Annotated in this window: 23 protein-coding genes; 8 read left to right on the top strand and 15 right to left on the bottom strand. The window is 73.5% G+C overall.

Features of this window, described 5'->3' with window-relative positions; translation table 11 throughout:
• Positions 1 to 164: 164 nt before the first annotated feature.
• A complete protein-coding gene (locus ACWEPF_RS04410; RefSeq protein ID WP_345290767.1) occupies positions 165 to 1,073 on the bottom strand; it encodes a PQQ-binding-like beta-propeller repeat protein in 909 nt (302 codons plus the stop codon).
• Between the two features lie 187 nt (positions 1,074 to 1,260).
• Between ACWEPF_RS04410 and ypfJ the strand changes: the two genes are divergently transcribed.
• Positions 1,261 to 2,148, top strand: a complete 888-nt coding sequence (ypfJ, locus tag ACWEPF_RS04405) for a KPN_02809 family neutral zinc metallopeptidase (protein ID WP_452171357.1) — start codon at positions 1,261 to 1,263, stop codon at positions 2,146 to 2,148.
• Positions 2,149 to 2,278: 130 nt separating this feature from the next.
• Positions 2,279 to 3,352, top strand: a complete 1,074-nt coding sequence (locus ACWEPF_RS04400; RefSeq protein ID WP_452171356.1) for a glycoside hydrolase family 26 protein — start codon at positions 2,279 to 2,281, stop codon at positions 3,350 to 3,352.
• Here the strand turns inward: ACWEPF_RS04400 and ACWEPF_RS04395 are convergent.
• The 9 genes from ACWEPF_RS04395 to ACWEPF_RS04355 form a co-directional block, all read right to left on the bottom strand.
• Positions 3,329 to 4,492, bottom strand: a complete 1,164-nt coding sequence (locus ACWEPF_RS04395; protein WP_452171355.1) for a GNAT family N-acetyltransferase — start codon at positions 4,490 to 4,492, stop codon at positions 3,329 to 3,331. The two genes, ACWEPF_RS04400 and ACWEPF_RS04395, sit on opposite strands and share 24 nt — an antisense overlap.
• On the bottom strand, positions 4,489 to 5,196 hold the full coding sequence (locus tag ACWEPF_RS04390) for a lipopolysaccharide biosynthesis protein (protein WP_452171354.1): 708 nt from the start codon (positions 5,194 to 5,196) through the stop codon (positions 4,489 to 4,491). Before ACWEPF_RS04390 ends, ACWEPF_RS04395 begins: the two co-directional genes overlap by 4 nt.
• A 77-nt stretch (positions 5,197 to 5,273) precedes the next feature.
• A complete protein-coding gene (locus ACWEPF_RS04385; protein ID WP_345290772.1) occupies positions 5,274 to 6,464 on the bottom strand; it encodes a glycosyltransferase in 1,191 nt (396 codons plus the stop codon).
• Positions 6,461 to 7,276: a polysaccharide deacetylase family protein gene (locus ACWEPF_RS04380; RefSeq protein ID WP_345290773.1), complete on the bottom strand. Its 816-nt coding sequence runs from the start codon at positions 7,274 to 7,276 to the stop codon at positions 6,461 to 6,463. Before ACWEPF_RS04380 ends, ACWEPF_RS04385 begins: the two co-directional genes overlap by 4 nt.
• Positions 7,266 to 8,945 carry a lipid II flippase MurJ gene (locus tag ACWEPF_RS04375; protein ID WP_452171353.1) on the bottom strand — a complete coding sequence of 560 codons (1,680 nt, stop codon included), beginning with the start codon at positions 8,943 to 8,945 and terminating at the stop codon, positions 7,266 to 7,268. Before ACWEPF_RS04375 ends, ACWEPF_RS04380 begins: the two co-directional genes overlap by 11 nt.
• Positions 8,942 to 10,264: an O-antigen ligase family protein gene (locus ACWEPF_RS04370; protein WP_380149073.1), complete on the bottom strand. Its 1,323-nt coding sequence runs from the start codon at positions 10,262 to 10,264 to the stop codon at positions 8,942 to 8,944. The genes ACWEPF_RS04375 and ACWEPF_RS04370 overlap by 4 nt, the downstream gene beginning before the upstream one ends.
• Before the next feature lie 49 nt (positions 10,265 to 10,313).
• Positions 10,314 to 11,804 (bottom strand): sugar transferase, encoded by a 1,491-nt coding sequence (locus ACWEPF_RS04365; RefSeq protein ID WP_345290776.1) that lies wholly within the window; start codon positions 11,802 to 11,804, stop codon positions 10,314 to 10,316.
• A gap of 333 nt (positions 11,805 to 12,137) precedes the next feature.
• Positions 12,138 to 13,316 carry a glycosyltransferase gene (locus tag ACWEPF_RS04360; protein ID WP_345290777.1) on the bottom strand — a complete coding sequence of 393 codons (1,179 nt, stop codon included), beginning with the start codon at positions 13,314 to 13,316 and terminating at the stop codon, positions 12,138 to 12,140.
• 260 nt (positions 13,317 to 13,576) lie between these two features.
• The gene (locus ACWEPF_RS04355) at positions 13,577 to 14,017 is read right to left on the bottom strand and encodes an SRPBCC family protein (protein WP_345290778.1); all 441 of its coding nucleotides are present in this window, start codon (positions 14,015 to 14,017) and stop codon (positions 13,577 to 13,579) included.
• A gap of 92 nt (positions 14,018 to 14,109) precedes the next feature.
• Here ACWEPF_RS04355 and ACWEPF_RS04350 point away from each other — a divergent pair, with 92 nt between their 5' ends.
• The 3 genes from ACWEPF_RS04350 (at position 14,110) to ACWEPF_RS04340 (ending at position 16,798) form a co-directional block, all read left to right on the top strand.
• Positions 14,110 to 14,979: a HipA family kinase gene (locus ACWEPF_RS04350; RefSeq protein ID WP_452171352.1), complete on the top strand. Its 870-nt coding sequence runs from the start codon at positions 14,110 to 14,112 to the stop codon at positions 14,977 to 14,979.
• A gap of 107 nt (positions 14,980 to 15,086) precedes the next feature.
• Positions 15,087 to 15,830, top strand: a complete 744-nt coding sequence (locus ACWEPF_RS04345) for a hypothetical protein (RefSeq protein ID WP_452171351.1) — start codon at positions 15,087 to 15,089, stop codon at positions 15,828 to 15,830.
• A gap of 11 nt (positions 15,831 to 15,841) precedes the next feature.
• The gene (locus tag ACWEPF_RS04340) at positions 15,842 to 16,798 is read left to right on the top strand and encodes a transporter substrate-binding domain-containing protein (protein WP_452171350.1); all 957 of its coding nucleotides are present in this window, start codon (positions 15,842 to 15,844) and stop codon (positions 16,796 to 16,798) included.
• A 66-nt stretch (positions 16,799 to 16,864) separates the two neighbouring features.
• On the opposite strand, the gene ACWEPF_RS04335 is transcribed toward ACWEPF_RS04340, so the two are convergent.
• From ACWEPF_RS04335 to ACWEPF_RS04325, 3 genes are all read right to left on the bottom strand, one after another.
• A complete protein-coding gene (locus ACWEPF_RS04335; RefSeq protein WP_452171349.1) occupies positions 16,865 to 18,382 on the bottom strand; it encodes a vanadium-dependent haloperoxidase in 1,518 nt (505 codons plus the stop codon).
• A gap of 79 nt (positions 18,383 to 18,461) precedes the next feature.
• Positions 18,462 to 19,100, bottom strand: coding sequence for an HD domain-containing protein (locus ACWEPF_RS04330; protein ID WP_452171348.1), 639 nt, complete (start codon positions 19,098 to 19,100; stop codon positions 18,462 to 18,464).
• Between the two features lie 116 nt (positions 19,101 to 19,216).
• Positions 19,217 to 19,765 carry an HPP family protein gene (locus ACWEPF_RS04325; RefSeq protein ID WP_452171347.1) on the bottom strand — a complete coding sequence of 183 codons (549 nt, stop codon included), beginning with the start codon at positions 19,763 to 19,765 and terminating at the stop codon, positions 19,217 to 19,219.
• A 133-nt stretch (positions 19,766 to 19,898) separates the two neighbouring features.
• On the opposite strand from ACWEPF_RS04325, the gene ACWEPF_RS04320 reads away from it, so the two are divergent.
• The gene (locus tag ACWEPF_RS04320) at positions 19,899 to 20,549 is read left to right on the top strand and encodes a CGNR zinc finger domain-containing protein (protein ID WP_452171346.1); all 651 of its coding nucleotides are present in this window, start codon (positions 19,899 to 19,901) and stop codon (positions 20,547 to 20,549) included.
• A 189-nt stretch (positions 20,550 to 20,738) separates the two neighbouring features.
• Here the strand turns inward: ACWEPF_RS04320 and ACWEPF_RS04315 are convergent, their stop codons facing one another.
• Positions 20,739 to 22,088: a glutamine synthetase gene (locus ACWEPF_RS04315; RefSeq protein WP_452171345.1), complete on the bottom strand. Its 1,350-nt coding sequence runs from the start codon at positions 22,086 to 22,088 to the stop codon at positions 20,739 to 20,741.
• Between the two features lie 239 nt (positions 22,089 to 22,327).
• Here ACWEPF_RS04315 and ACWEPF_RS04310 point away from each other — a divergent pair, with 239 nt between their 5' ends.
• Together ACWEPF_RS04310 and ACWEPF_RS04305 are read left to right on the top strand one after the other, a co-directional pair.
• Entirely contained in the window at positions 22,328 to 22,975 is a 648-nt protein-coding gene (locus tag ACWEPF_RS04310; RefSeq protein WP_345290787.1) for a TetR/AcrR family transcriptional regulator, read from the top strand.
• A 101-nt stretch (positions 22,976 to 23,076) separates the two neighbouring features.
• Positions 23,077 to 24,579 carry an MFS transporter gene (locus ACWEPF_RS04305; RefSeq protein WP_452171363.1) on the top strand — a complete coding sequence of 501 codons (1,503 nt, stop codon included), beginning with the start codon at positions 23,077 to 23,079 and terminating at the stop codon, positions 24,577 to 24,579.
• Positions 24,580 to 24,646: 67 nt separating this feature from the next.
• On the opposite strand, the gene ACWEPF_RS04300 is transcribed toward ACWEPF_RS04305, so the two are convergent.
• Positions 24,647 to 25,339: a maleylpyruvate isomerase family mycothiol-dependent enzyme gene (locus ACWEPF_RS04300; RefSeq protein WP_452171344.1), complete on the bottom strand. Its 693-nt coding sequence runs from the start codon at positions 25,337 to 25,339 to the stop codon at positions 24,647 to 24,649.
• Positions 25,340 to 25,740 lie beyond the last annotated feature (401 nt).

Genomic DNA, 25,740 nt, shown 5'->3' with positions numbered 1-25,740 from the left:
GCTGGACGAGGTGATCGCCCAGCAGCTGGCCGAGTGGAGCCCGACCATGCGCGGCAACGACGGCAGCGCGTGCAACTGGCTCGCCTGCCCCGATCTGGCCCTGGTCCGCCTTCCGATTCGCGCAGTTCCTCGCGCCCCCCATGGCCCCTTCGGGGCCAACGGGGTCAGCCGGTGGGGCAGCCCGGGCGGGGGTGGAGGGCGGCGAAGTCGGTGGTGCAGGCGGATTCGGGGGTGGTGAGGCGGGTGTCGTAGACGCGGGTGCCGAGGACCGGGCCGTCCTCCAGCGAGACGCGCTGCTCGTCCAGGCGGCGCAGCTGCACGTTGGGGCCGACGCCGAGCTGGAAGCCCCGGCCGTTGAGCTTGAAGCCGGTCACGCCGCCGGGCAGCTGACCGCCCGCGCTGGTGCTGCCGGTGCAGGAGCGCGGTACCAGGACCGCGTAGTCGGTGTGCACGGCCCGCAGCGGGTCGTACGAACAGCCGGACAGCGGACGGGAGTTGAACCGCAGGTCGCCGTCGCTGTCGCGGAAGCCCATGGTCAGTGCCGGCGTCACCACGGCGACCCAGCCGCCGTCCGGGTCGTTCACCGGCTGGAGCGCGGCGGCGGCGCGGCGGACGGCGGTGGCCAGCTTCTCGGCCTCGGTGCGGCTGCCGGTCTCCTTGAGGTCGCTGCCGGCCAGCCACTCGTCCAGGCCGGGGACGGCCCGGTGCCAGCGGACCTCGTGGTCACTGGGCCGGACGGAGGTGACCATGCCGTCGTCCCAGACCACCACGGCGTTCTCGCCGACCATCGACAGGTGCAGGGCGGTCGCGCCCTCGCGGCGGTAGGACCAGAGGTGCTCGGCGGTCAGCCGGTCGTAGGCCTCCAGGCCGGGGCCGACCTTGAGCTCCAGGGCGCCGGAGTCGCGGGGCTGGGCGCCCACGGGGCTGGCGTCCACGGCGCCCGGCTTGACCAGGACGTCGCCGAACGGGACGGGCTTGTTGGCGTGTGCCGCGGCGCCCGCGCCGAGCACCACGAGGACGGCGACGGCGGGCAGCACGGATCGTCGGACGGGGGCAGGCAGCTTCCAGGACACGGGCGGAGCGTACCCGGGCCGGGCCGGGTCCGTCAGCCAGGCTCGGCCGTCCACCCGGAAGACTGACGGGTTCTCCGAGGTCCGCCCGGCACCCTCCGGACCTGGGATTCTCGGCGGGCGGGCGCCCTCGCCCGGGGCTAGGGTGCGACTGCGGTCACCCGACGGACTGTTACAGAGGTGGTACTCGATGCAGTTTGACGACCAGGCGGATCTGGACACCTCTCAGGTCCAGGACCGGCGCGGGATGTCGGGCGGCGGGAAGATCGCGGTGGGCGGCGGGGCGGTCGGCCTGATCGGGCTGGTCCTGGCCCTGCTGCTGGGGATCGATCCGGGCAGCGTCGGGCTCACCGACGGCTCGACGGGCACCTCCGGCGGGGCCACCACGGCCAACCAGGTGGACGACACCTGCAAGACCGGCGCGGACGCCAACAGGCGGCAGGACTGCCGGATCGTCGCCGTGGTGAACAGCGTGCAGGACTTCTGGCGCCAGGAGTTCACCCGGCGGGCCGGGGCCTACTCCCCCGCCCAGACCGTGCTCTTCACCAACCAGGTGAACACCGCCTGCGGGGCGGCGAGCTCCGCGGTCGGCCCGTTCTACTGCCCGGGCGACCGCAAGGCCTACTTCGACCTCGGCTTCTTCAACGAGCTGAGCACGCGCTTCGGCGCCAAGGGCGGCCCGTTCGCCGAGGCCTACGTGGTGGCGCACGAGTACGGGCACCACATCCAGAACCTGACCGGGCAGATGAAGAAGGTCGGCAACGACCGGCAGGGCGCGGACAGCGGCTCGGTGAAGCTGGAGCTGCAGGCGGACTGCTACGCCGGAGTGTGGGCGTACAACGCGACCCGCACGCCGTTGGCCACCACCGGGCGCCCCCTGATCACCTCGCTCACCGAGGCCGACATCGCGGCCGGCCTGGACGCGGCGGCCGCCGTCGGGGACGACCGGATCCAGCAGCAGGCCCGCGGCCGGGTCAATCCGGAGACCTGGACCCACGGCTCCTCGGCCCAGCGCCAGCAGTGGTTCACCACCGGGTACCGGACCGGGGACATGGCCAAGTGCAACACCTTCGGCTGATCCGTCCGGACGGACCGCCCGCGACCTACCACTATCGAGTGACATGAGGCTTTTCTGACGGTCTGTGGGATTACCGTCGTGCGTGCGGGCCTGCCCGGGCCCGTCGGCACGTCCCCCGAGGAGAAGACCCATGCGAATCGGCCGCCTCACGCTGGCCGCCGCCGCGCTGCTGCTGGTGACCACCGCGAGCGTCCCCGCCGGCACCCCGCTGAGCCAGACCGAGCGGCACACGTGGCTCTCCTCGGACGCCATCGAGCCGCGCGGCGCGGCGCCCCGTCCGAACGTCCAGCGGGCCAGGCACGAACCGCCGTTCGGCGCCTTCGTCGGCTCCTGGGACAACTACATCCCCAACATCGCCCGGATGGCCACCTGGCTCAAGGGCGCCAACATGCAGGTCGGCCACACCTACCTGGCGGGGAACGGCTGGAACGACGTCGAGGGCGAGACGGTGGTGCTCGGCCTCTGGTCGCAGTGGAAACTGGCCGACCCGCAGCGCAAGTTGGTGCTCGGCGTGCCGATGCTGGTGCCGAACGAGAACAACACCCCCGACCCCGAGGTGGCCCGGCTGCTGGCCCGGGCCAACAAGGGCGAGTTCGACCAGCACTTCCTCAAGCTGGCCCGCAAGCTGGTCGCGCTCGGCGGCCACGACACCGTCATCACCCTGGGCTGGGAGATGAACGGCATCACCTACACCAGCCGCTGCAAGCCCGACCCGACCGCCTGGAAGGCGTACTGGCGGCGGATCGTGACGGTGATGCGCTCGGTGCCGGGGCAGCACTTCCAGTTCGACTTCAACCCGACCCGGGGGCTGGACGCGATCCCCTGGACCAGGTGCTACCCCGGCGACGACGTGGTCGACATCATCGGCATGGACAGCTACGACCAGCCGGCCGGCGCCACCTTCGACGAGTACGTCTCCGAGCCCTACGGCCTACAGGACCAGGTGGAGTTCGCCGCCAAGCGCGGCAAGCCGGTGTCGTACCCGGAGTGGGGGCTGTTCCGCAACGGCGACAACCCCGAGTTCGTCCGGCGGATGGTGGACTGGATCCGCACCCACGACACCGCCTACCAGACCGTCACCGACTACTGCCCGCACGGCTTCTGGCAGTGCGACCGGAACCCGCGCTCCAGCCGCGTCTACCGCGACCTGATGACCGGCTCCAAGGGCGCCACCGCCCCGTCAGCCGCGCATCCGGGCCAGTAGCGCCCGCTTCAGCCCCGGCATCCGGGTCCGCAGCTGGTGCACCAGCGCCAGCCGGACCCGGACCCGGACGGCCCGGGCCGCCGCCCAGGGCGCCAGCCTCCCCGGCCCCAGCACCAGCCGTTGGTTGGACCGCTGGTCCGGGCGCCACCGCTGCTTGTACGGCTCCTGGCCGCGCAGCAGGCTGAGCACCGGGATGTCCGCCGCCCGCACCTCGTCCAGCGCGGCCCCGAACAGCAGCCCGGCGATGTCCACCCGCTCGCGCAGCACCGGGGTGGCCCCGTACATGTAGAGGCCGCCGAAGGACGGGCAGAGCAGCACCAGGTTGACCGCCACCAACTCCCCGTCCAGCACGAAGCGGTGGAGCGCGGCCCGGCCCGAGGCCACCAGCCCCCGGGTCGAGTCGGTGAGGTGGGCGGCGAAGCGCTCGGTGCGGTGCTCGGGGGTGATCCCGCGCTCCTGCCACTGCTCGAAGTGCAGCCGCAGCAGCTCCCGCACCACCTCCGGGACCTCCTCGGCGGCGGTGGTGAGCACCTGGACGCCGACCTCGGCGTTCTTGCGCAGCTTCACCCGGCTGCGCTGCGCGGTCTTGCCGGGGAGCCGCTTGAGCAGCTCGTCCATCGGCACCGCCGGCAGGTACTGGCAGAGCGAGTCCTCGAAGCGGTGCCCGCGGCCGCGCCAGTGCCGGTACACCTGCTGGACGGCGGCCTCCGGGTGCACCTCGCGCAGCTCCAGGGAGTGCCACGGGCGGTGCAGCGGGAGGGCGGCGGCCAGTTCGGCGGCGGCCCGGTCGGCGCAGGAGTCGTCCAGCAGGACGTCGGTGAAGTCCACCAGCCCCGCCCCGAGGTTGGTCAACCCCCCGAACGGGCCCCGGCGTTGCAGCGCCGCCGCCCCGACCAGCCGCTCGTCCCGGCGGACCAGGATCAGGACCAGGCCCCCCGGGGTGCCGTACTGGCGCCACCAGGAGGCCAGCCAGCAGGCGGCCTGGAACGGGGTCGCGGTGGCACAGCGGGCGGCCAACCCGTCCCACTCGTCGGCCAGTTGCTCGAGGGCGTCGTCCTCGCGGCGGATCTCGGCACTCCACCGGGGGGCGCCCGATCCGGTCTGGCTGGGGAGGCTGATGCCGGAGATCTCGGTGGTCATCGCCGGCTCCCCGCCTGCTGCGGCTCCTTGTCGGCGGCCTTCTTCTCGCCGTCCTCGGCCCGGCGCTTGGGCACGTCGAGGGAGAGGGCGACGGTGCGCTCGGAGTCCTCGGGGGTGACCGGTTCGGCCGGAGCCGGGGCCGGGGCCGGCTCCTCGGTGGTGGGGCGGGGGCGGCGGGTCATCATCACCAGGGCGCCGAGCAGCAGGCCGCCGGCCGTGCCGACCGCGGTGTCCAGCGCGGCGGAGGGGGTGGCCGGGCGGTCCGGCTCGGCGGCCGTGGCCAGCGGCACCAGCCGGACGCCGGTCTCCTTGCTGCTGGTGTTGGCGAAGGCGATCAGCGACTTGGCGACCGCGTCGGCGGCCCGGGCGGCGTCGGCCGCGCGGCGGCCCGTGCCGGTGATCTCGATCACCGGGGCGTCGGGCGAGGTGGTGCCGCGGACCTGCTGCTCCAGCTCGGTGACGGAGCGGCCGGTCTCCGCGACCGCCCCCACCAGCACCTGCGGCTGGCCGGCCAGCCGGCCGTACGCCTGCGCGAAGTTGACGGCGGTGGCGCTCTCCCCCGGCCCCTGCGGCACCACCACGACGTAGGAGTTGGCGGCGTAGCTCGGGTGCGAGACCACGGCGTAGCCGGCCCCCGCGACGGCGCCCAGCGGCACCGCGACGGCGATCGGCCACCAACGGCGGGCTCGGCTCAGAACGGACATGTAGGACTCCTTGAAGATGGGTGATGCCGGGGGCGCGAGGAACTGCGCGCGGCGTCAGGGCAGCGCGTGCAACTGGCTCACCGAGCCCGGCTGAACGCTGGTCCGCCTTCCGAATCGCGCAGTTCCTCGCGCCCCTGGGCGCGCGTCACTTGGTCGTAGACCGTCCCCAGCCGCTCCGCGATCGAGGCGATGTCGTAGTGGCGGACCGCGTCCGGGATCGGGAGGGGGGCGCTGCGGCGGGACCAGAGTTCGCACAGGGCCGTGGTGTACGCGGCGGCGGTCTGCGGGAGGCGGGCCGCCTCGGGGGCGGCGGTCGGCGGGAGGTCGTCGAGGGCGGGGCAGGCGCTGTGGCGGACGGGGAGCCCGGCGGCCAGGCCCTCGAGGACGGTGAGGCCGAAGGTCTCCTCGGCCGAGGGGGCGGCCAACGCGTCGACGGTCGTGAGGAGTTCGGGCACGTCGCCGCGTTCGCCGGTGAGCACGATCCGGTGCCGGACGCCGAGATCGGCGGCCTGCCGCAGCAGGGCGTCCCGCTCGGGGCCGGCGCCGACCAGGAGCAGCCAGGGCTCCCGCAGCGCGGGGTACTCGGAGGCCAGCCGGGTGAGCTCGGCGAGCACGGTGACCAGCAGGTCGAACCGCTTGCCGGGCACCAGCCGCCCGACCGCGCCGATCACCCAGGCGGTCTGCGGCAGGCCGAGCTCGGCCCGGAGGTTCTGCCGCAGGGCGAGGCGGGAGGCGGTGGGCAGGGCGTACCGGGCGGCGTCGATGCCGTTGGGCAGCAGGGCCACCCGGTGCTCGGGGACCCCCCAGTCGGCGAGGGTGGCGGCGACCTGCCGGGAGACCGCGACGGTGGTGGTGCCGAGCCGCTCGGCGGCCAGGTAGAGGGACTTGACACCCCGGGTGACGGGGCGGCCCTCGATCACGGTGGCGTGCAGCGAGTGCTCGGTGGCCAGCACGGGGCGGACCCCGGCCAGCCGGGCGGCGAGGCGGCCGTAGAGCATGGCCCGGTACAGGTGGGTGTGCACCAGGTCGTACCGGCCGTGCCGGATCAGGCCGGTGAGGCGGGGCAGCACGCCGAGGTCGCGGTTGCCGCGCATCCGCAGGTCGTGCACGGTGACGCCGTCGGCGCGCAGGGCCTCGGCCACGCTGCCGGGGTTGGTCAGGGTGGCCACCTCGCACTCGTACCGCGGCGGGAGGTGGCGGACCATCAGTTCGAGCTGGCGCTCGGCCCCGCCGGAGGCCAGGCCGGTGATCACGTGCAGGACCCTCACCGGACCGACCTCCGGGGGCTGCGGCGCAGGCCGGTGACCACGTCGCGGAACCGGTGGCGGCCGCGCTTGGCCCGCAGCCGCCATGCGCCGTCCCGGTCGCCGACGTAGCTCCGGGGCAGGGCGAAGCGGCCGGTGAGCCCGCCGTGCGCGATGGCGCAGGCGTAGTCGTAGCCGGCGTCCCGGACCGCCAGGGTGGCCGCCAGGTCCACCGCGCCGTACGGGTAGCAGAAGCCGGTGACGGGGCCGCCGATCAGCTCCTCGACGGCCCGCCGGCTCTCCCTGGTCTGGACGGCCAGCGCCTCGGCGGAGAGACCGGGCAGGGCGCGGTGGCCGAGGCCGTGGGAGCCGATCTCCCAGCCGGCCCGGGCGAGATCGGTCACCTGGTCGACGGTGAGCAGCTGCTTGCGCGGGCCCTCGATGTCCCAGCCGTTCTCGGTGCCGAGCAGATCGGGCACCACGTAGGCGGTGGCGGTGAAGCCGTACTGGTGCAACACCGGGACGGCGTGCCGGGCGAAGTCGGCGTAGCCGTCGTCGAAGGTCAGGCCGACCAGCCGGTCGGCCCGGCCCGCCGCGCGGGCCCTGAGCAGTTCGCGGACGCTGACGCCGCGTCGGTTGGTGCGGTGCAGCCACTCCATCTGGGCGGCGAACCGGCTGGGGCTGACGGTGAGGAGGTACGGGTCCTCCTCCTCGTCGGCCACCGAGTGGTACATCAGGATCCACGGTGCGGTCCGGCCCAGGCCGGCCGGGGGTTTCGGCCTGCCGGAGCGGGCCTGCGCCGGCAGGCGCAGGTGCTGGGCTGAGTCAACGTCCATGGGGCTTCCCTTCTGCGGGCGAAGGTTGGAGGGCCTTGGTGGCGGCCAGGAGGGGGGCGCGCACCTCGGGGGCGCCGAGGGCGGCGGCGAGGGCGGCGAAGACGGTGAGGACGGTCAGACCGCCCAGCAGGGTGGCCAGCAGCGGGTCCCGGACCAGGCCGTCGATCAGCCAGCCGAGGACGGCGGCGCCCAAGGCGGCCGCCAGCAGCCGGGCCTGACCGCTGATCACCTTCGGCACCCGCAGCGCGATCCCGCGCAGCAGCAGGCCGCGCATCAGCAGCGCCGCGGTGGTGGTGATCCCGGCGGCGTTCCCGGCCGCCAGGCCGAGGCCTCCGTACCGGGGGGTGGCGGCCAGACCGACCGCCACCGTGACCACCAGGCCGAGCGCCATCGCACCGACCGGGTACCAGTCCAGCCGGGTGACCCGGAAGCTGGCCGGGTCCTCGTCGGCCCGGCGGACCACCGGGCGGACCGAGAAGTACGGACGGACCATCACCCCGATCAGGGCCTGGGCCGGCAGGCCGAAGCTGTAGACCCGGATCACCGCGGCGGTGGCGGCGGTGTCGTGGGCGGTGAAGGCTCCGCGCTCGAACAGCAGCGCCACCACGGACGGGGCGCAGGCCATCATGAACGCGGTGCCCATCAGGACCAGCGCGGTGGCCTGGCCGATGTCCTTCTCCACCCGGTCCCGGGCCGCCCCCAGATCACCGGCGGCCAGCGCGCGGGCCACCACCGGGAAGGTCACGGTGCAGATCAGGATGGCCGCCGTCATGGCGAGTTGGGAGACCTTGGCGGCGTAGTTCAGGTGCGAGATGGTGCCCGGGGGCAGGCCCGAACCGAGGTGCCGCTCGATGAACACCTGGGACTGCCGGGTCAGGGTGAAGCCCGCCACCGGCAGCATCGCCAGCGGGATCAGCACCAGCCCGGCCGTCCCCCGGCGGGACTTGCGGCGCTTGGCCCCGCGGAGCTTCTTCAGGAACGGACCGACCAGCACCGCCGCCATCAGCACGCTGCCGGTCGCCACGCCGATCGCGGCGGACTTGACGCCCCAGACGGTGTGGCCGGTGAGCAGGATGCCGAGGATGGCGAGGTTGTAGGCGACGTAGATGCCGGCCGGGGCGGTGAAGCTGTGGTGCGCCCGGAGGGCGGAGCCGAGGTAGCCGGCGACACCGAACGGGAGGATGGTCAGGGCGGTGATCCGGGTGCAGCTGACGGCGAGCGCCGGGTCGGCCAGGCCGGGGGCCAGGAAGCCGACCAGGTGCGGGGCGCCGACGGCGACGGCGGCCGAGAGGCTGCAGAGCGAGAGCAGCAGCCAGGGCAGCGTGGCGCGGACCAACTGGCGGACCGGGTCCGGGCCGTGGGGGCGCTCCTCGCGCAGCACCAGGGCCAGGCTGAAGGCCGGGACCATCAGGAAGGCCATCGCGTCCTCGATCAGCAGCGGCGCGGCGGTCTCGGGGACGGTCCAGGCGACCAGGAAGGCGTCGGTGCCCTGGTTGGCGCCGAAGTAGCGGGCCAGCAGGAGGTCGCGGAGCAGGCCGAAGGCGGAGCCGGCGGCGGTGAGCAGTGCGGTGACCCCGAAGGCCCGGGCGAGGAAGTCGCGGCGGGGCGGCGTGCTCTCCGTCCGCGGCGCGGGGACCTCGGCGACGGCCAGTTGCTGATCGGTGCTCACCGCTGCGCCGCCTCCCCGGGGAACGCCGCCCGGATCGCCAGGCCGAGGATCACCGAGGTCAGCACGGTGGTGGTTCCCCCGATGTCCGCGTACAGGAAGTCGACGACCACCCACGCCAGCAGCCCGAGCGCCGCCAGCCGCACGCCGCGGGGAACGGCCGACGCGGCGCCGCTCCCGCCGGAGGCGTCCGGGCCGGCGTTGCGCAGGCAGTTGAGGAGGAGGGTCAGGAAGAGGGCCAGGTAGGCGAGGGCGCCGATCAGGCCCTGTTCGCTGAGGACGAGGAAGTACATGTTGTGGGGGGAGAGGAGGGGCTCGCGGGTGAAGCCCATCTGGGAGTCGGCGGCGTCGCTGCCGGAGGAGAGGCGGATCGGGGCGTGGCTGTCGCGGAGTTGCTGGAAGGCCTTGGGGCCGGCTCCGGTGGTGGGGTGGTCCTGCCAGATGCGGACCGCGGTGCCCCAGAGGTCGTAGCGGTCGGTCACGGACTGGTCGGGGGCGGAGGAGACCGAGCCGATGCTGGTGAGCCGGTCGGTGACGCCCGCACCGCCGAGGCCGAGGCCGCCGATCGCGACGACGCCGAGCGCGAGGGCGATGACCGCGCCGCGCAGGGCGAGCCGGGCGTCGGCCCGCAGCAGCAGGACGGCGACGGCGACGGCGGTGGCGATCCAGCTGCCGCGGCTGAAGGAGACCGCGAGCGGGAAGAGCAGGAACGCGGCGGAGGCGTAGAGCGAGAGCCGCAGGCCGCGCCGCCCGCCGGGCCCCCGCTCGCCGAGGGCGAGCGCGAGCGCGGCGATCAGGCCGAAGCTGACCACGGTCGACATCGCCATGACGTCGAGCGCGCCGAAGGTGCCGATGGCCCGGATCGGCTGCCCGGTGTAGGAGGCGCCGGTGCCGGTGAGGAACTGCTTGGCGCCGACCACGCCCTGCACCAGGGCGGCCAGCACCAGGGAGCCGAGCACCAGTTGCTGGTCGGTCCGGTCCCGCAGGGAGCAGAGCACGGCGGCCGGCACCAGGACGAAGACCTGGACCAGTCGGACGAAACCGGTGACGCTGGTGGAGGGGTCGATGGAGTGCACGGTGGCGACCCCGGCGGCCACCACCACCGCGCCGAAGAGCACGCAGACGGTGCGGTTCAGCGCCGGGAGCCGGCCCCGCAGGAGGGCGAGGCCGGTCACCGCGACCAGGGCCAGCGAGGCGAGGTCGGCGGCGGTGACGTGGACGGCGGCGGTGACGTCCTTCTCGCCGGTGGGCACGCAGACCAGCAGCACGGTGGCCGCGGCCAGCAGGCTGGGCCGCTGGAGCCGGTGGGTGCGAGCCGTCAACCGGGCGGGTAACACCCGGTGGTGAGGAAGGGTCAGGGCCACCTGGTCGTCAGCTCCCGTCCGGATGCAGCATGAGGGCGGCGGTACGGAAGAGCAGCTTGACGTCGAGCCAGAGGCTCCAGCTCTCGATGTACCGGTTGTCGAAGCGGGCCCGGTCCTCGATGGAGGTGTCGCCGCGCAGGCCGTTGACCTGGGCGAGGCCGGTGAGGCCGACCGGGACGCGGTGGCGGTCGGCGTACTCGGGGTAGGCCTGGCCGAACCGCATGACGAAGTACGGGCGTTCGGGGCGCGGGCCGACCAGGCTCATGTCGCCGCGCAGCACGTTCCACAGCTGCGGCAGCTCGTCCAGCGAGCTCTTGCGCAGGAAGTGGCCGACCGGGCTCATCCGGTGGTCCTGGGAGATGTTCCAGTGGGTGGCCGACTCGTGCTCGTTGGCCGGGCGCAGGGTGCGGAACTTGAGGACGGTGAAGACCCGGCCGTCCAGACCCGTGCGCTGCTGGCGGAAGAGCACGCCGGGGCCGGTGTCCAGCCGGACGGCGAGGGCGACCGCGCCGAGCAGCGGGGAGACCAGCAGCAGGCCGAACCCGGCCGCGGCGACGTCGAGCATGCGCTTGGCGAGCCAGCCGGGGCGCTGCATGGCCGGGCGGCCGACCTGGAGGCAGGGGAAGCCCCAGAGGTGGTCCTGGTCCTTGCTGCGGACCGCGCCGTACTCCCGGAGGGAGGGCACCAGCCAGACCTCGCAGCCGAGTTGGGCGGCCTTGCGCAGGCTGGCGGCGGTCTCGGGGTCGTCGGTGGTGCTGTCGGTGGCGATCACGTGCCGGATGCGGTGACGGCGGATCACCCGGCCGATCTCCTCCCGGCTGCCGAGCACCGGCAGCTTGGCGTCCTCGGCCAGCAGCACCGGCTCGGAGTCCAGGAAGCCGAGCGGGCTGAGGCCGTAGGAGGGGTGCTCGGCGAGGGCGGCGGCGACCTTCTGGCCGTGCTGGCCGGCGCCGAGCACCAGGGTGGGGCTGGGCCGGCGGCGACGGCCGCGGCGCAGCAGCCGGTAGACCAGGGCCCGGCCGGTGGCGGCGACGGGCAGGAAGACGGCCAGCAGGGCGAGCAGCCGCAGCGGGGAGGCGGGGCTGTCGGGCCAACCCTCCAGGCAGGCGGCCAGGGTGACGGCGAAGGCGGTGGCGACGGTGGCCCGGGCGGCGAGCGCGGGGAACTCGTCCAGCGCGGAGAGGGTGAGCCGGTTGCGGTAGAGGCCGCCGGCCAGGTTGAGCGCCAGCAGGAAGGGCAGCACGGCGGCGGCCGCGTGCAGCGGGTCGGTGAGGGCGATGGCGGCGGCCAGGGCCAGGCAGTCCACGGTGACCAGGGCGGCCGGGCGGACGATCCGGAACGGGGCCCGGCGACGGTACCGCCGACTGATCGGCGGGGCGGGCCGGGAGGTGGCCGGTCGTCGTGGCGGTCGCCGCTCCAGGAGCTCGGTGGCGACCCGGCGGGAGGGGGGCGGCACCGGGCGGCCCGGCCGAGGCACACTCTCGTGGTCAATGGTCATCAGCGCACGAACTCCCCTGCTGTGTACCCGTCTTGACGGGACACCCGGACCCGAGTCGGACCGACGAGGTAATCCCGGCCGACGGATGCGGTCCAGGTAGCGCCTGCTGCCACGGGCGGCTATTCGGGTATTTCCGAGTACGGTGCTCAGAAATGACAGCGAAGCAGGCAAAATCAGACAATACCGAACGCTGGCTTGGTTCCAGGAAGCTGACTTGCCATTTCATTCCACCCGCCCATTAATAAGACTTTCGGATTTTGAATCCTCGGCCGCCTGGTCGAGATGCGAACACGGCAGCACCCTCGCGGCGAGCATTCACGGTCTGAGAAACGATCAGAACCGCCCGGGGACACGGGTGTCGGACTCCTCGGCGAGCCTCGGCGCGGGGACCTCCTCCCGGAGGAGGGTTCGATAGAGGTCCCCCACCTGCCGGACGACCCCTCGGACATCGTGATGATCGGACATTCGTTCCCGGGCGATCAGACCGAGGCGTTCGCATTCGATCGGATCGCTCAGCGCACGCACGACCAGTCGGGCGAGCGCGGCCGGGTCCTCCGGCTCCACCAGCCCGTGCGCGAGGAGTTCCGGCGGCAGGCTCTCGCGGGCCCCGGGCACGTCCGTCAGCAGCACCGGGCGGGCGGTGGCCATCGCCTCCAGCGGGGCCAACGCCATCCCCTCCCAGCGCGAGGGCAGCACCACCAGATCGGCGGCGGCCAGCCAGGGCCGCGGATCGGCCACGTCCCCGGCCAGCCGGACGGAGGAGGGCTCGGGCAGCTCGCGGACGGCCGCGGCCAGCGCGTTGGCCTCCGGGCCGCCACCGACCAGGGCCAGCCTGGCCTGCGGCAGCGCGGAGACGACGGCGGGCCAGGCGGCCAGCAGCACGTCCTGGCCCTTCTGGCGGCAGAGCCGCCCGACGCAGACCGCCAACGGCGCGGCCGGGTCGAGGCCCAGCGACATCCGGGCGGCCCGGCGCGCGGCGGAGTCCGCGGGGGCGTGGTGGCGCAGGTCCACGCCGTTCGGCACCACCTGCCAACGGGCCGTCAGACCGGCGGCCTCGCCGTCGGCCCGCTCCTGCCCGCTGACGCAGAGCACCGCGTGCGACCACCGGCGGGCGGCCAGCCGCTCCCAGCGCAGGGTGGCCGCGGCCACCGCGCCCGTGACGGCGGCGAAGGACCAGGCGTGCGGCTGGAAGACGGTGGGCACCGAGCCGCGCACCGCCAGCCGTCCGGCCAGACCGGCCTTGGAGCTGTGCAGGTGCAGCACGTCGGGGTTGGTGCCGCGGACGATCCGGCGCAGCCGCCAGGCCTCCCCCGCGGTGCCCGGCCCGGGCGAGCGCCCGGCCTCCCAGTCCAGCACCAGCGCCCCGGCGGCCGCCGCCTCGGCGGCCAGCCTGCCCTCGGGCGGGCAGGCCACCAACACCCGGCAGCCGGCCTCGCGTTGACCTCGGACCAGGTCGACCACGACGCGGGCGACGCCGCCGTCGACGGGCTGGGAGACGTGAAGGATAGTCATCGGCACGGCGGCGAGCCTAGGTTCGCCGCCGCACCGGTCCGGGGCACCATCACCCGTACCGGTGACAACGACCACCCGTACGGGGACGGCGGGCCGCCGTCTGCGGGCGAAGGTGGCCACCCCGGGGCGCGGGCGTCAGTGGTCACCCTGGGGCGCGGGGAACGGCAGTACGTGCAACTGGCTGACGTGCCCCGACCTCACTCCGGGCCGCCTTCCGTACTCGCGCAGTTCCTCGCGCCCCTGAGGTCGCTGCGCTGCCCTCAGGCGGTCTCGGTGGCGAGCTTGACGAGGATCTGGTCGTGGATCCGGTTGAGGCCCTTGGGTGCGAAGGTGCGCTCGAAGAAGCCGCCGATGCCGGTGGCGCCGGTCCAGGTGGCCCGGACGGTGACCTTGCTGCCGGTGCCCTCGGGGGCGACCGTCCAGGTGATCACCATCGAGGAGTTGGCGTCGGTCTCCACCAGGGTGCGCCCGCCCGGCTCGGTGACGGTGAACAGGCAGTCCCGGACGCGCTTCTCGGTGGCCTGGAGCTTCCAGTGCACCTGCGTCCCGGCCCCGCGCCCGCCCGCCCGCACCTCGTACTCGCTGTACTGCTCCGGCAGCAGCTTCGGCCGGATCACCGCGTAGTCGGCGAGCGCCTCGAACACCCGCTCCGGAGCCGCCCCGGGGAGGACCCGCTCGGTGGTGGCCTGCACCTGTCCCATCTCTGTACTCTCCTCTTCCGTTCCCTCGCACAGCAGCGGTACCGCCGCCGGCCCAAGCCAATCACAGCGGGCACCGGGTTAGGCTGGCCGGTGTGCTGACCGAGGTGACCGCTCTCCGCTACCTGGACCCGCTGCGCGCCGGGGGCTCCGTGCCCGGCATCGTCGAGACCGACGACCTGGGCACCTACGTGGTCAAGTTCGCGGGTGCGGCCCAGGGGCACAAGGCACTGGTGGCCGAGGTGATCGTCGGTGAACTGGCCCGCCGACTCGGCCTGCGGGTGCCCGAACTGGTGCTGGTGGACTTCGACCCGGCCGTCGCCGCGCACGAGCCGGACCAGGAGATCCAGGACATCCTGCGGGCCAGCGCCGGGCACAACCTCGGCATGGACTACCTGCCCGGCGCCCGGGACTTCACGGACGGCCTGCTGGAGGTCGACCCGGTGGAGGCGGGCCGGATCGTCTGGCTGGACGCGCTCACCGCCAACGTGGACCGCAGCTACCGCAACCCCAACCTGATGGTCTGGCACGGGAAGCTCTGGCTGATCGACAACGGCGCGGGCCTGGTCTTCCACCACCGCTGGTCCGGCGCGGCGGCCTCGCTGCTCAAGCGCTACGACCTCAGCGAGCACGCGCTCGGCCGGTACGCCCCGGACGTCAAGGCGGCCGACGCCGCGCTCGCCCCGCTGGTCACCCCGGAGCTGCTGCGCGAGGTGGTCGCCCTGGTGCCCGAGGAGTGGCTGGCGGACGAGCCGGGCTTCGACTCCACCGAGCTGCTGCGCGAGGCCTACGTCACCCAACTGGCGGCCCGGGCAGCCGAGTCGGCGGCCTGGCTGCCGGAGGACTTCCCCACCCCCGAGCAACTGGCGCACACCGCCGCCTCCAGGGCCGCGGCCACCCGGGCGGGCCGCCCGGCCTGGCTGCAGGACGTGCCGGACCTGAGCGGCAAGCCGCAGACCCGCTGACGGATCGTCATACTCCTCAACACCCTTTCTGCGTAGGCTTTTTCAAACACTTCATCAATCCTCGAATCCGTGTGCGCACCGGCCGTGCCGCCGCCATACTCGTGGCCATGCCACCGACCTCGAACGGGGTTTCCGGGCCGGCCGCTCCCCCACCGCCGCCCGCCGGCCCCGCCTCCGGCACACCCGCACCTCCCGCCACCCCCGCGCACCGGTCCAAGCTCCGCGAATCGGCCGGCGCCGTCCTCGCCGCACTCGTCCTCGCCAGCGCCGCCCTCGGCGTCTGGCGGGCCGTCGCGCTGGGTGCCGACGGCCTGGCCGCCGGCACCTTCATCCTGGCCGCCGCCACCCTGCTCTCCAGCAGCGTGATCGCCTTCAACCGCTGGACGCTGCGCCCCGGCTACGCGGTCGCCGCGCTGCTCATGGCCGCCACCCTGACCGTCTCGATCGGGATCGCGGGGCAGCACTACTTCGCCGACCAACCGGTCGACGTGACCAGTCAGATCGACTGGCCGGCCGACCGGAACGAGCCCACCCTCACGGCCACCGCCCGGCTGGCGGTACCGAAGAACCTCAACAGCCTGGACATCAGCGTCGCACTGGTCGACCGGTATCCCGGACTCGGCGACTGCGGCGCCTCCACCTTCGACGTGCTGCGGCTCGGCGACGTGGTGCCGGCGAAGGACCGGAACAGACCCGGTGAACCCACCAAAGCGAGGAGCGGCGACACCGTCACCGTCCGGATCCCGCCCAAGGTGAAACAGGTGGACCTGCTCCTGACGGTGCATCCGGACCGCAACTGCGAGCTGACGGCGTACATCCAGCTGGCCAAGTTCCACAACTCCGGGAAGTGACGGCCGACTTGTTGCGGAGAATTCTGAGCACCGGAAACGGGCTGGTCCTGGTCCTGCTGCTCTGCGCCTGCGGGCCCGGGACGGGGCGGGTGGACCCCAGTCCCTCCCCTCCCGCATCGAACACGGCCTCGCCCAGCCCCAGCCGGTCGACGCCGAGCCCCCAACTCATCGTCGGGTTCAAGAACAACCAGCCCAACCTGAGCCAGCTGCCGGCCGATGCGAGCGAGCCGGTGGGCTTCGAGCCGTCCATGGTCAAGGCGGTGCTGAGCGACCTGCTGGGCCGCCAGGTGACGTTCTCCCCGATCAACGTGAACAGCTGGGAAGCCCAGTTGGACAAGGGGAAGATCCAGGTCGCCGTCTCGACGATCTCCTACACCCTGGAGCGGAACGCGACGCACATCTTCGCCGGCCCCTACCTGCAGACCAGCCTCGGGATCATGGTCGGCAAGGACAGCCCGCTGACCAGGGCGGACCTCGACGGACTGAAGAACCTGAACGTCTGCTACGTGGAGAAGACCACGGCCGCCGACGCGGTGAGGAAGCTCCTCGGCCCGGAGGGCCGGGGGGACAAGCCCTTCAACGCGATCCCCCGGCAGAACTCCGACGACTGCCTGACCGCCATCCGCGACCACTCGGACCAGGTCTTCCTGTCGGACGCGGTGATCCTCCTGGGCCGCAGCATCGCCACTCCGGGAAGGGACCTGTACCGGTACATCGACTACGACCCGGGGTCCTCGCCCCAGCTCTACGGCATCGCCCTGCGCCCCGAGGACAGCGCCCTGTGCCTGCAGATCGACCACGCACTCGACCAGTACCTGGGCGACGAGCGGTGGTTCCGCTCGTTCAGCACCTGGTTCGGGTCGGCCGCCGGCGACCGGGCACTGACCGAACACGCGTACAAGCCCAAGCAGACCATCACCGAGTGGTGCAGTCCGAAGAGCAGTCAGCAGCAGCGCCCCGGCAGCTGAAAGCGGCAGAACCCGGGGCCGCTCCGCCGTCGCGGTGCGGCCCCGGGTCACCGAGGCCCGGGTGCGTCAGCCTCCGTTGATGAACCGCTGGGCCTCGGACCAGACCGCACGGGCGACCTGGTGTCCTACTGCGGTGCCTGCCTCGTGGTCGAACTCCCAGTGCACGCCCGCGTAGAGGCGGGAGGTGCCCACCTCGGTGGCGGCGGCACTGAGGGTCGGCCAGGACAGCCGCACGTCGGTGGCGGGGTGCCCGGGCTCGAACTTCGAGCTGCCCGCCTTGACCACCGCGGAGCCGCCGAAGGCGTCGCTCCCGGTGTAGAGCCTGAGGAGCTCGGCCCCGGTGGCGGTGAAGCCGGTGTGCCCGGAGACGTAGGCCGCGAAGGCCGGGGTCGGCAGGTAGGGGCGCCACTGCGAGCCGTCGAAGGTCTGCGTGCCCTGGCCCGGGCCGCCCCAGCCGCGCACCTGCTGCCCGGACTTCTCGTACCGGATCAGGGTGATCGGGCGGGCGTAGTCGAAGGTCCGCTTGGAGTCCCAGATCACCACGCCGGCGTCCGCCTCGGCGAGGCCGAGCGCGAAGTGCATCTTGACGTCCTCGTCCAGCGAGTGCCGGTCGCGGTGCGAGAGGTAGCGGGCCCAGTCGAGGGTGATGCCGCCCGAGGTCTCCGCCGGGAACATCCAGTACTCGGCGATGGCCTTCTGACGGTCGGTCAGGGCGGCGTTGCGCTCCAGTTGCTTCGCGATGGCCGCGTCCGACTCCGGGGTGCCGGGGGCGGGCGGCGGGGCGGGCAGGAAGGAGGCCGGGTCCTTCAGCACGAACGGCCGGACGTCCGGGAACTGCGGGGTGATGAACTGCTGGACGACGCCGTTCTGCACCAGCGGTGCCCAGCGCTCCGGATGGACCAGGGCCGCCCGGTCGAAGTGGTTCTCGTCCTGCGGCGGGTTGGCCGGGACGTAGGTGCCGGGCGCGGCCGAGTACGGCGGGGTGCCTAGCTGGTTGGAGCCGTCGGCGTGCCGGTCGCGCAGCACCGCGCCGCAGGAGGCGCCGGCCACCGCGGCCGGGGTGCCGGCCCGGCGGGCCTCCTCCACGGTGGCGTCGGGCCGGGCGGCGGCCGGGTCGTACCCGAGCTCGCGCAGCTTCTTGTCGAAGGTGGCGCGCTGGGCGGGGAAGAGGTCGTTGAGCGCCTGGTGGGCCGCGTAGTTGACGGCGGCCCGCTCGTTGGCGGAGGTCCGCTGCCACCAGGGGCGGCGCAGCCGGTCGCCCAGCTGGGTGGCCCGGGCGCGGCCGTCGTAGGCGGCCCAGGCGTCGAAGACGCAGGCGTTCAGGACGCCCATGGCCCGGGGGCCGACGGGGGGCGGGGTGTTCTTGCCGGAGGTCGCGGTGGCGGTCCTCAGGGCGTCGAGCAGTTGGGTGTTCCACTGGAGGACGGCGTTGTCCCCCGGCCGGGGGGCGGCCAGGTCGCTCCTGGCCTCCGCGGGGGCGCCGGTCGCCACGGTGAGGAGGGCCGCGCCGAGCGCGGCCGCCGTCACCACGGCCGGTAACCGGCGGCCCGGGGCGGTGGTTCGGAAGGTGCTGGTGGGGTTCACGTTCCTTCTCCAAGTTGCCTTGCATGGTCTCCCCCGTGACCGGTCGTCGGTCACGGGGGCGGCCGTCACGAGCCGGGGCTCACTCCGGCCAGTCGGACTGCAGGATCACCTCGACGAAGTTCGGCCGGACGAAGTCCGCGTCGAAGTGGGCCAGCACGTCGGCCTTGATGTTGCCGAAGGTGGTGGCGGGGCGGGGGGCGATGCCTTCGTTGAAGGCGGCCAGGATCTGCTGCTTGAAGCCCGGCCGGGGGTGCGCGGCGGTGACGGCCGCGCGGACCTCGTCGGAGACGTCGTGGTAGCCGATGCCGAGCACGTCGAGCTCGACGCCGGCGGTGACCAGGGCCACCTCGGGGGCCATGTAGGTGGGGATCTCGGGGGTGGTGTGCAGCGCGATGCCCTCCCAGACCAGGCGGGCGGACTCCTCCGGCACGCCGTGCCCGAGCAGGAAGTTGCGGGCCTCGTCGGCCCCGTCGATCTCGAAGCGGCGGCCCGAGCCGCGGAACTGCTCGGAGAGCCCGAGGTCGTGGAAGAGCGCGCCGACGTAGAGGAGTTCGCGGTCGACGGTGAGGCCGCGGCGCTCGCCCTGGAGGGCGCCCCAGAGGAAGACCCGGCGGGAGTGGTGGAACACCAGGTCGGTGGTGGCCTCGCGGATCAGCTCGGTCGCCTCGTTGGCGATCTTGCTGTCCGGGATCTCGATGCCGGCGATCTGAACGGCCATCAGGTGGCTCCTCACAAGTGGTCGGGGGGCGGGTGGAGCACGGCGGGATGGTGCACAGCGGGGTGGTGCGCGGCGGTGCGGGGCTCAGCGGTGCGGGGCTCAGCGGGCGGTGGTGGCTACCACCAGTAGCTCGGGTACTTGGCGGTCCTGCCGCTGCGCCCGGCGACGATGCCGACCACCACCAGCACCACGGTGGCGAGCGCGAGCAGGGCGAGGAACTTCACCGTGTGGGGCTGGGTCAGCACCACGATCACGGCGGTCGCGGCGGCGGGCGAGTGCGGCGTGCGGGCCAGCATCATCGCGCCGAGCGCCAGACCGCCGGCCACCCCGGCGGCCCACATCGAGTGGCCCGCCACGGCGAGCACCACGAAGCCGACCAGCGCGGAGATCAGCTGGCCGCCGATCACGCTGCGCGGCTGGGAGAGCGGCAGTGCGGGCGCGCCGAAGACCAGCGCGGCACTGGCCGCCAGCGGCGGGATCAGCACGATCTGGTGCAGGGCCACGCCGATCGCGACCAGGGCGACCAGGGCCGCCACCGAGCCGAGGGTGCCGACGCCGATGGCGGAGAGGGCGGGCCGGGCCGGGGCCTTGGAGGCGAACGGGCTCGCCTTGGGGACGGGCTGGGCGGCGGACGGTGCCGCCGGCGGGGCGGAGAGGTTGGTCATGAGGACTCCCTCGGATTCGTCGCGAGACGCTGCTAATGCCTTTTCGGCATGGTACACATTAGCTGGAGGGTGGCCTTCGCGCCTCCTCCGAGACCGGGACCGGACGCGGCGGGCGGAGAGGCATGATGGGCTCATGAGCAGCACGACTCGGCAGCGCGGCACCCGGACGGCGACGGACCTACTGCCCCTCACCGGCGAACCGCTCGCACTCGACCTTGTCAACACGACCTACGTGCACGGCGGCACCCGGGGCACCCTGATGGACGCCCTGACCGAGCCCGCCGAGCTGGACGACTGGCTGCGCTCCTGCCTGCCCCGGCTCGGCGCGCGGCTGCGGCCCGGCCTGGCCGCCCTGCTGGACGACCTGCCGGCCGGCCCCGGTCACCTGGAGCGCTACCGGGAGCTGCGCGCCGCACTGCGCGAGCTCTCGGGCACCCTGGTGGCCGGCGCCGCCGCGTCGCATCCGGCCCTGGCCGTGGTGAACCGGACCGCCCGACTGGCCGCCGGATGGCTGGAGTTCGCACCCGACGGCGGCACCGCGACGGCCCGCTGGACCGAGCCCGACCTGCGGCTGGTGGCCCTGGGCGAGATCGCCGCCTCCGGCGTCGAGCTGCTCACCGGCCCGGCCGCGGAGCAGGTCCGGGCCTGCCCGGCACCGGGCTGCATCCTGTACTTCGTCCGGAGCCACGCGCGGCGGGAGTGGTGCACCACCACCTGCGGGAACCGGGTACGGGTCGCCCGGCACAGCAAGCGGCTGCGCGAACCCGCCGGGCCTACGGTCTGACGGCTCTGCGGCCCATGGCGCTCTCTCCTCGGCTCCGTGTGCGTTCGTTCCTTCACCAACGACACTAGGGAGCGGCCCGTCGTCGCGGCCAGGACAACACCCGATCTCCGTCAGCTGTGGCCACGGACGGGCGATTACCGGGAGGTAGGTCTTCCGACGGAGCGCCAGTTCCGCTAAGGGCGCCGGGCCTCAGTAGCGCCCGACGGTGGCCGCGATGACCTCCTCCGGGGCCCGGTCGGCGAACAGCCCGGCCTCGGCCTGACGGACCGCCAGCACCGCGGCGTGCAGCTGGGCGCCGAGCGCCTCGCGGAGCACCACCGAGGCCTCGAAGGCGTCCGCCGTCTCGCCCAGGCTCGCGGGCAGCCGCTCCACCGTGCCGAGTTCGGCCGGATCGCCGCTCACCTCGCCGGGCAGCGGCTTGCCCGCGTCGAGCCCGTCCAGCCCGGCCGCGATCACCCCGCCGACCAGCAGGTAGGGGTTGGCGGTGGCGTCGAAGCACTTGACCTCGGCGTTGGCCTGCCCGGCGGTGGATCCGGTGATCAGCCGCAGCGCCGCCTCCCGGTTCTCCAGCCCCCAGCAGCGGTACGGGCCGGACCAGCGGGAGGGCCGCAGGCGCAGGTAGCTGGCGGCGCTCGGGGCGCCCAGCGCCAGCAGGGCCGGGAGGTGGTCGAGCACCCCGGCCAGGAAGTACTCGGCGGCGGGGTGCAGGCCGTACGGGCCGGAGCCGCCGTTGCCCAGGTTGCGGCCGTCCCGCCAGAGGCTGAGGTGGAGGTGGCCGCCGTTGCCCACGCCCTCCGGGGTGAGCGCGGGGGCGAAACCGGCCCGCAGGCCGTGCCGGACCGAGACGGCCCGGATGGTGTGGCGCACCAGGACGGTGGTGTCGGCGGTGCCGAGCGGCCCGTCCGGGGCCACCGAGACCTCGAACTGGCCCGGCGCGTACTCGGGGTGGAGCTGGAGCACCGTCAACTGCTGTTCGCCCAGCGCCCGGAGCACGTCCCGCAGGTAGTCGGAGAAGTCCGCGAAGCGGTGCAGCCCGTACGCGGGGGCGGTGGTGGCCGGGGCGCCGGCGGCGTCGGTGACCACCCACTCGACCTCGATGCCGGTGCTCAGGGTCAGCCCGCGCCGGGCGGCGTCCTCGACCATCCGGGCCGCGAAGCGGCGCTGGCAGCCCGGGTGCGGGGTGCCGTCCTGGGCGTAGCGGTCGGCCGGGGCCCAGGCCCAGCCGGGCTGGGCGGCCAGCGGCACCAGCCGGTCCAGGTCGGGGATCAGCCGCAGGTCGCCGTCGGGGCCCCGGGTGAAGGGGCTGGAGGTGACCGAGTCGTCCATCAGGAAGACGTCGAAGCAGGGCGCCGCCCCCACGCCCCACTCTGCGGCGTGCTCCAACTGCCCGACCGGGAAGGTCTTCACCCGGCCGATCCCGGAGTTGTCCACCCAGCTGACGGCGACTCCGTCCACGCCCTGGGCGGTCAGCCGGGAGGCGACGAGGCGGGCCCGGGCGGCGCGCTCGGCGCGCGACGGTGCGCTGTTCATGCCGCTCATGCTGCCCGCGCGCGGGGCGGGTGCCGGGCCCGTGTCACTCGCCCGGCGGTGCGGTGCCACTCCATCGGGTAGCCACCCCGTCACAGCTGCCGGTGTCCTGTCAAGAAGTGCGGCGCCAGACATGACGCAGGTCACACCGCGGCTCGAAATATCCGGGGACATCCTCCCCGTTTGACGCTATGTTCTGAACATCCGGGGAATCCGTCCCCGGTAACGGGGGTCGGAGAGGAGTTGGACCGATGACAGCCACCGCCACCGAGGCGAGCGCACCACGACTGCGGGCCGACGCCTCCCGCAACCGGGAGCGGATCGTCAACGCGGCCCGCGAGGCCCTCGTCGAGCTGGGGCCGGACGTCCCGCTGGACGAGATCGCCCGCCGGGCCGGGGTGGGGAACGCGACCGTCTACCGGAACTTCGCCGACCGGCGCGAGCTGGTCCACCACGTCGCCTGCTCGGTGATGCGCCGCGTCTCCGAGCACGCCCGGGCCGCCATGGCCGAGGAGGCGGACGCCTTCCAGGCCGTGGTGCGCTTCACCATGGCCGCCGCCGAGGAGCAGATCAGCGCGCTCTGCCCGCTGGTCAGTGAGCACGCCGATCCGGACCATCCCGAACTGGCCCAGGCCGGTGCGGAGTTGATGGCCCTGGTGACCGAGGTGATCACCAGGGCCCAGCAGGCCGGGGTCTTCCGCACCGATGTCGGTGTCGGCGACTACCTTGTCGCGGTGACCCAACTGACCAGGCCGCTGCCGGGCACCGGCTGCCTCACGGCGGAGGGCTGGTCCCGCCGCCACCTGCTGCTCCTGCTGGACGGCATGCGGGCCCCGGCCCGCTCCGAACTGCCCGGCCGTCCTGCGGCCATGGAGGACCTCAAGCGCCACAAGCACTGACGTTCCGTCGGAAACCCGCGCCCGGCAGAGCCCGAGCGCGTCCCGTGACTTCTTCCCGAGCACACCGCTCGTCTTTCGCACGCTCTCGCACCTAAGTGGGTATCCCCTTGTCCGGAACCAACACGGCGCCCGACCCGCGCCGTTGGCAAGCCCTGGTCTTCATCGGCCTGGCCCAGCTGATGGTGGTGCTCGACGCCACCGTCGTGAACATCGCCCTGCCCTCCGCGCAGACCGCCCTGCACATCTCCGACGGCAACCGCCAGTGGGTCATCACGGCCTACGCGCTGGCCTTCGGCTCGCTGCTGCTCTTCGGCGGCCGGATCGCCGACCTCTGGGGCCGGCGCCGCACCTTCATCGTCGGCCTGATCGGCTTCGCCCTGGCCTCGGCGCTCGGCGGCGCCGCGGTCAACACCGCGATGCTGCTCGGCGCCCGCGCCCTCCAGGGCGTCTTCGGCGCCCTGCTCGCGCCGGCCGCGCTCTCCCTGCTCGCGGTGATGTTCACCTCCGGCCAGGAGCGCGCCAAGGCCTTCGGCATCTACGGCGCCATCGCCGGCGGTGGCGGTGCCATCGGCCTGATCCTCGGCGGCCTGCTCACCGAGTACATGAACTGGCGCTGGACCTTCTACGTCAACATCCCGTTCGCCCTGGTCGCCATAGCCGGCGCCGTGATGGTGATCAGCGAGCCCGCCGAGGGCCGCAACCGCAACAAGCTCGACGTGCCCGGCGTGCTGCTGGTCACCACCGGCCTGGTCGCCCTGGTCTACGGCTTCACCAAGGCCGAGTCGGACGGCTGGGGCTCCGGCGTGACGATCGGTCTGTTCGTCGCCGCCGCCGTGCTGCTGGCCGCCTTCGTCCTGGTCGAGAGCAAGGTCAAGGCCCCGCTGCTGCCGCTGCGCGTGGTCACCGAGCGGAACCGGGCCGGCGTCTACGCCTCGCTCGGCGTCGCGATCATCGGGATGTTCGGCCTGTTCCTCTTCCTGACCTACTACCTGCAGGTCGTGCTGAAGTACACCCCGATCGTCACCGGCCTGGCCTTCCTGCCGATGGTGGCGGGCATGATCACCGGCTCCACCCAGATCGGCGCCCGCCTGATGACCAAGGTGGCGCCCCGGATGCTGATGGTCCCGGGCTTCCTGCTCGCCTCGCTCGGCCTGCTGATCCTGACCCAGATCGACGTGGACACCAAGTACGTCTCGCTGATCCTGCCCGGCCTGGTGCTGATGGGCCTCGGCATGGGCACCTCGTTCATGCCGGCCATGAGCCTGTCCACCCACGGCGTCGAGCCGCGGGACGCGGGCGTGGCCTCGGCCATGGTCAACACCTCGCAGCAGGTCGGCGGCGCCATCGGCACCGCGCTGCTCAACACCATCGCGGCCAGCGCCACCACGGCCTGGCTCAAGGACAACGCCGCCCAGGCCGCGGGCAACCCGCAGCTGTTCGGCCTGAACGGCATGGTGCACGGCTTCCAGACCGCCATCTGGTGGTCCTTCGGGATCATGGTGCTGGCGGCCGCGATCGCCGGTCTGCTGATCAACACCGGCAAGCCGGAGGCCCCGGCCGCCGGTGCCGCGCAGGAGGACGCCGTCCCGGTGATGGCGCACTGACCTGACACGGCATCAGGGCCCCGTCTCCCGTTCCGGGAGGCGGGGCCCTCGTGCTTTCGCTACGCCGTCACGGCCAGTCGCCGATCTCCGGCAGGACGGCCGAGCCGTCCGCGGTGGGCGCGGTGGCGGCCGGGCGGCCGGAGAGCCAGCCGGCCAGCTCCCGGCGGGTGCCGCGGACCGTCACGGTGGCCTGCGGGTCGCCGATCGCCGGGCCGCCGTCGCCCGGGACCGCCGCCACCCCGGCCGGCAGCCGGACGGCGAGGAACTGCAGCAGGTGGTCTGCCAGCTCGTCGGTGACCGCGTCGATCCGGTAGCCGAGGCCGAGGTCGACCGCGTGCAGCTCGACCTCGCGCCAGTAGGAGAGCTGGGTGGCCAGCAGGCTGCCCCGGTAGGGGCTGGGGAGCTGCCAGTCATCCTCGCCGAGCTTCTCCCAGGCCGCGAAGAGCGTCTCGGAGCCCTGGGCGAAGGCGTCCCGCAGCCACTGGGCCGGCTTGTCGTGGTTGGCCTCGATCAGTCCGTTGCGGGAGGCCGGGCCCCGGTCGTAGACGGCGATCTGCTCGCCGCGCAGCGCGTACTCCGCCTGGCGGGCGAAGGCCGGGCCCATGCCGGCCAGGTGGGCCAGGATGTGGCCCCTGGTCCACTCGGGCAGCTCGGTGGCCTCCCGCGCCTGCTCGTCGGTCAGCTCCGCGATCAGTGCGCCCAGTCGGTCGGAGGCCGCCTTGATCTGGGCGATCCGCTCCGCCGTGCCGAAGTCGTTCATGTCCTGTCCCCGACTCTCGTGTCCTACGCCTGTCCCTGCCTACCGGCCGAGCATCGCCCTCCGCGCGCGGGGAAGCCGCGTCCCGGCGGAAATTCACCGATGCCTTGTCACCTCCGAACTCTTCCTACCTGGAAGTAACTTCGCTACAGTGACCCGCACGCACCACCGCCGGGCTTCGGGAGCCGCACCGGCGGGGCCGCGTCCGCCGTGCCATCGCACCCTGGCGGACCCGGCACACCTCACCAGTGCGCCTGAGAACCACGGCAGTCCAACGCCAGAGCCGGAGCGGACCGGCCTGCCCGCGTGACGCCGCAACCGTCATCTCCCGCCTCCGCGCCGCCACACCCTCCTCCCCCGCCCCACACGGGCCGCCGCTCGACGACGAGCCGCGCGCCGGGCCG

The sequence above is a fragment of the Kitasatospora sp. NPDC004289 genome, assembly GCF_053602875.1.
The sequence above is the reverse complement of the archived record's forward strand: the minus strand, read 5'-3'. Positions and strand labels throughout refer to the sequence as shown.

What these genes read in the sequence shown, in the direction of transcription:
- ACWEPF_RS04310 (WP_345290787.1), top strand. Translation starts at nt 22,328, where the DNA reads ATGACAGCCACCGCCACCGAGGCGAGCGCACCACGACTGCGGGCCGAC.
- ACWEPF_RS04365 (WP_345290776.1), bottom strand. Translation starts at nt 11,804, where the DNA reads ATGACCATTGACCACGAGAGTGTGCCTCGGCCGGGCCGCCCGGTGCCG.
- ACWEPF_RS04345 (WP_452171351.1), top strand. Translation starts at nt 15,087, where the DNA reads ATGCCACCGACCTCGAACGGGGTTTCCGGGCCGGCCGCTCCCCCACCG.
- ACWEPF_RS04320 (WP_452171346.1), top strand. Translation starts at nt 19,899, where the DNA reads ATGAGCAGCACGACTCGGCAGCGCGGCACCCGGACGGCGACGGACCTA.
- ACWEPF_RS04300 (WP_452171344.1), bottom strand. Translation starts at nt 25,339, where the DNA reads ATGAACGACTTCGGCACGGCGGAGCGGATCGCCCAGATCAAGGCGGCC.
- ACWEPF_RS04390 (WP_452171354.1), bottom strand. Translation starts at nt 5,196, where the DNA reads ATGTCCGTTCTGAGCCGAGCCCGCCGTTGGTGGCCGATCGCCGTCGCG.
- ACWEPF_RS04330 (WP_452171348.1), bottom strand. Translation starts at nt 19,100, where the DNA reads ATGGCCGTTCAGATCGCCGGCATCGAGATCCCGGACAGCAAGATCGCC.
- ypfJ (WP_452171357.1), top strand. Translation starts at nt 1,261, where the DNA reads ATGCAGTTTGACGACCAGGCGGATCTGGACACCTCTCAGGTCCAGGAC.
- ACWEPF_RS04400 (WP_452171356.1), top strand. Translation starts at nt 2,279, where the DNA reads ATGCGAATCGGCCGCCTCACGCTGGCCGCCGCCGCGCTGCTGCTGGTG.
- ACWEPF_RS04355 (WP_345290778.1), bottom strand. Translation starts at nt 14,017, where the DNA reads ATGGGACAGGTGCAGGCCACCACCGAGCGGGTCCTCCCCGGGGCGGCT.
- ACWEPF_RS04395 (WP_452171355.1), bottom strand. Translation starts at nt 4,492, where the DNA reads ATGACCACCGAGATCTCCGGCATCAGCCTCCCCAGCCAGACCGGATCG.
- ACWEPF_RS04325 (WP_452171347.1), bottom strand. Translation starts at nt 19,765, where the DNA reads ATGACCAACCTCTCCGCCCCGCCGGCGGCACCGTCCGCCGCCCAGCCC.
- ACWEPF_RS04360 (WP_345290777.1), bottom strand. Translation starts at nt 13,316, where the DNA reads ATGACTATCCTTCACGTCTCCCAGCCCGTCGACGGCGGCGTCGCCCGC.
- ACWEPF_RS04315 (WP_452171345.1), bottom strand. Translation starts at nt 22,088, where the DNA reads ATGAGCGGCATGAACAGCGCACCGTCGCGCGCCGAGCGCGCCGCCCGG.
- ACWEPF_RS04380 (WP_345290773.1), bottom strand. Translation starts at nt 7,276, where the DNA reads ATGGACGTTGACTCAGCCCAGCACCTGCGCCTGCCGGCGCAGGCCCGC.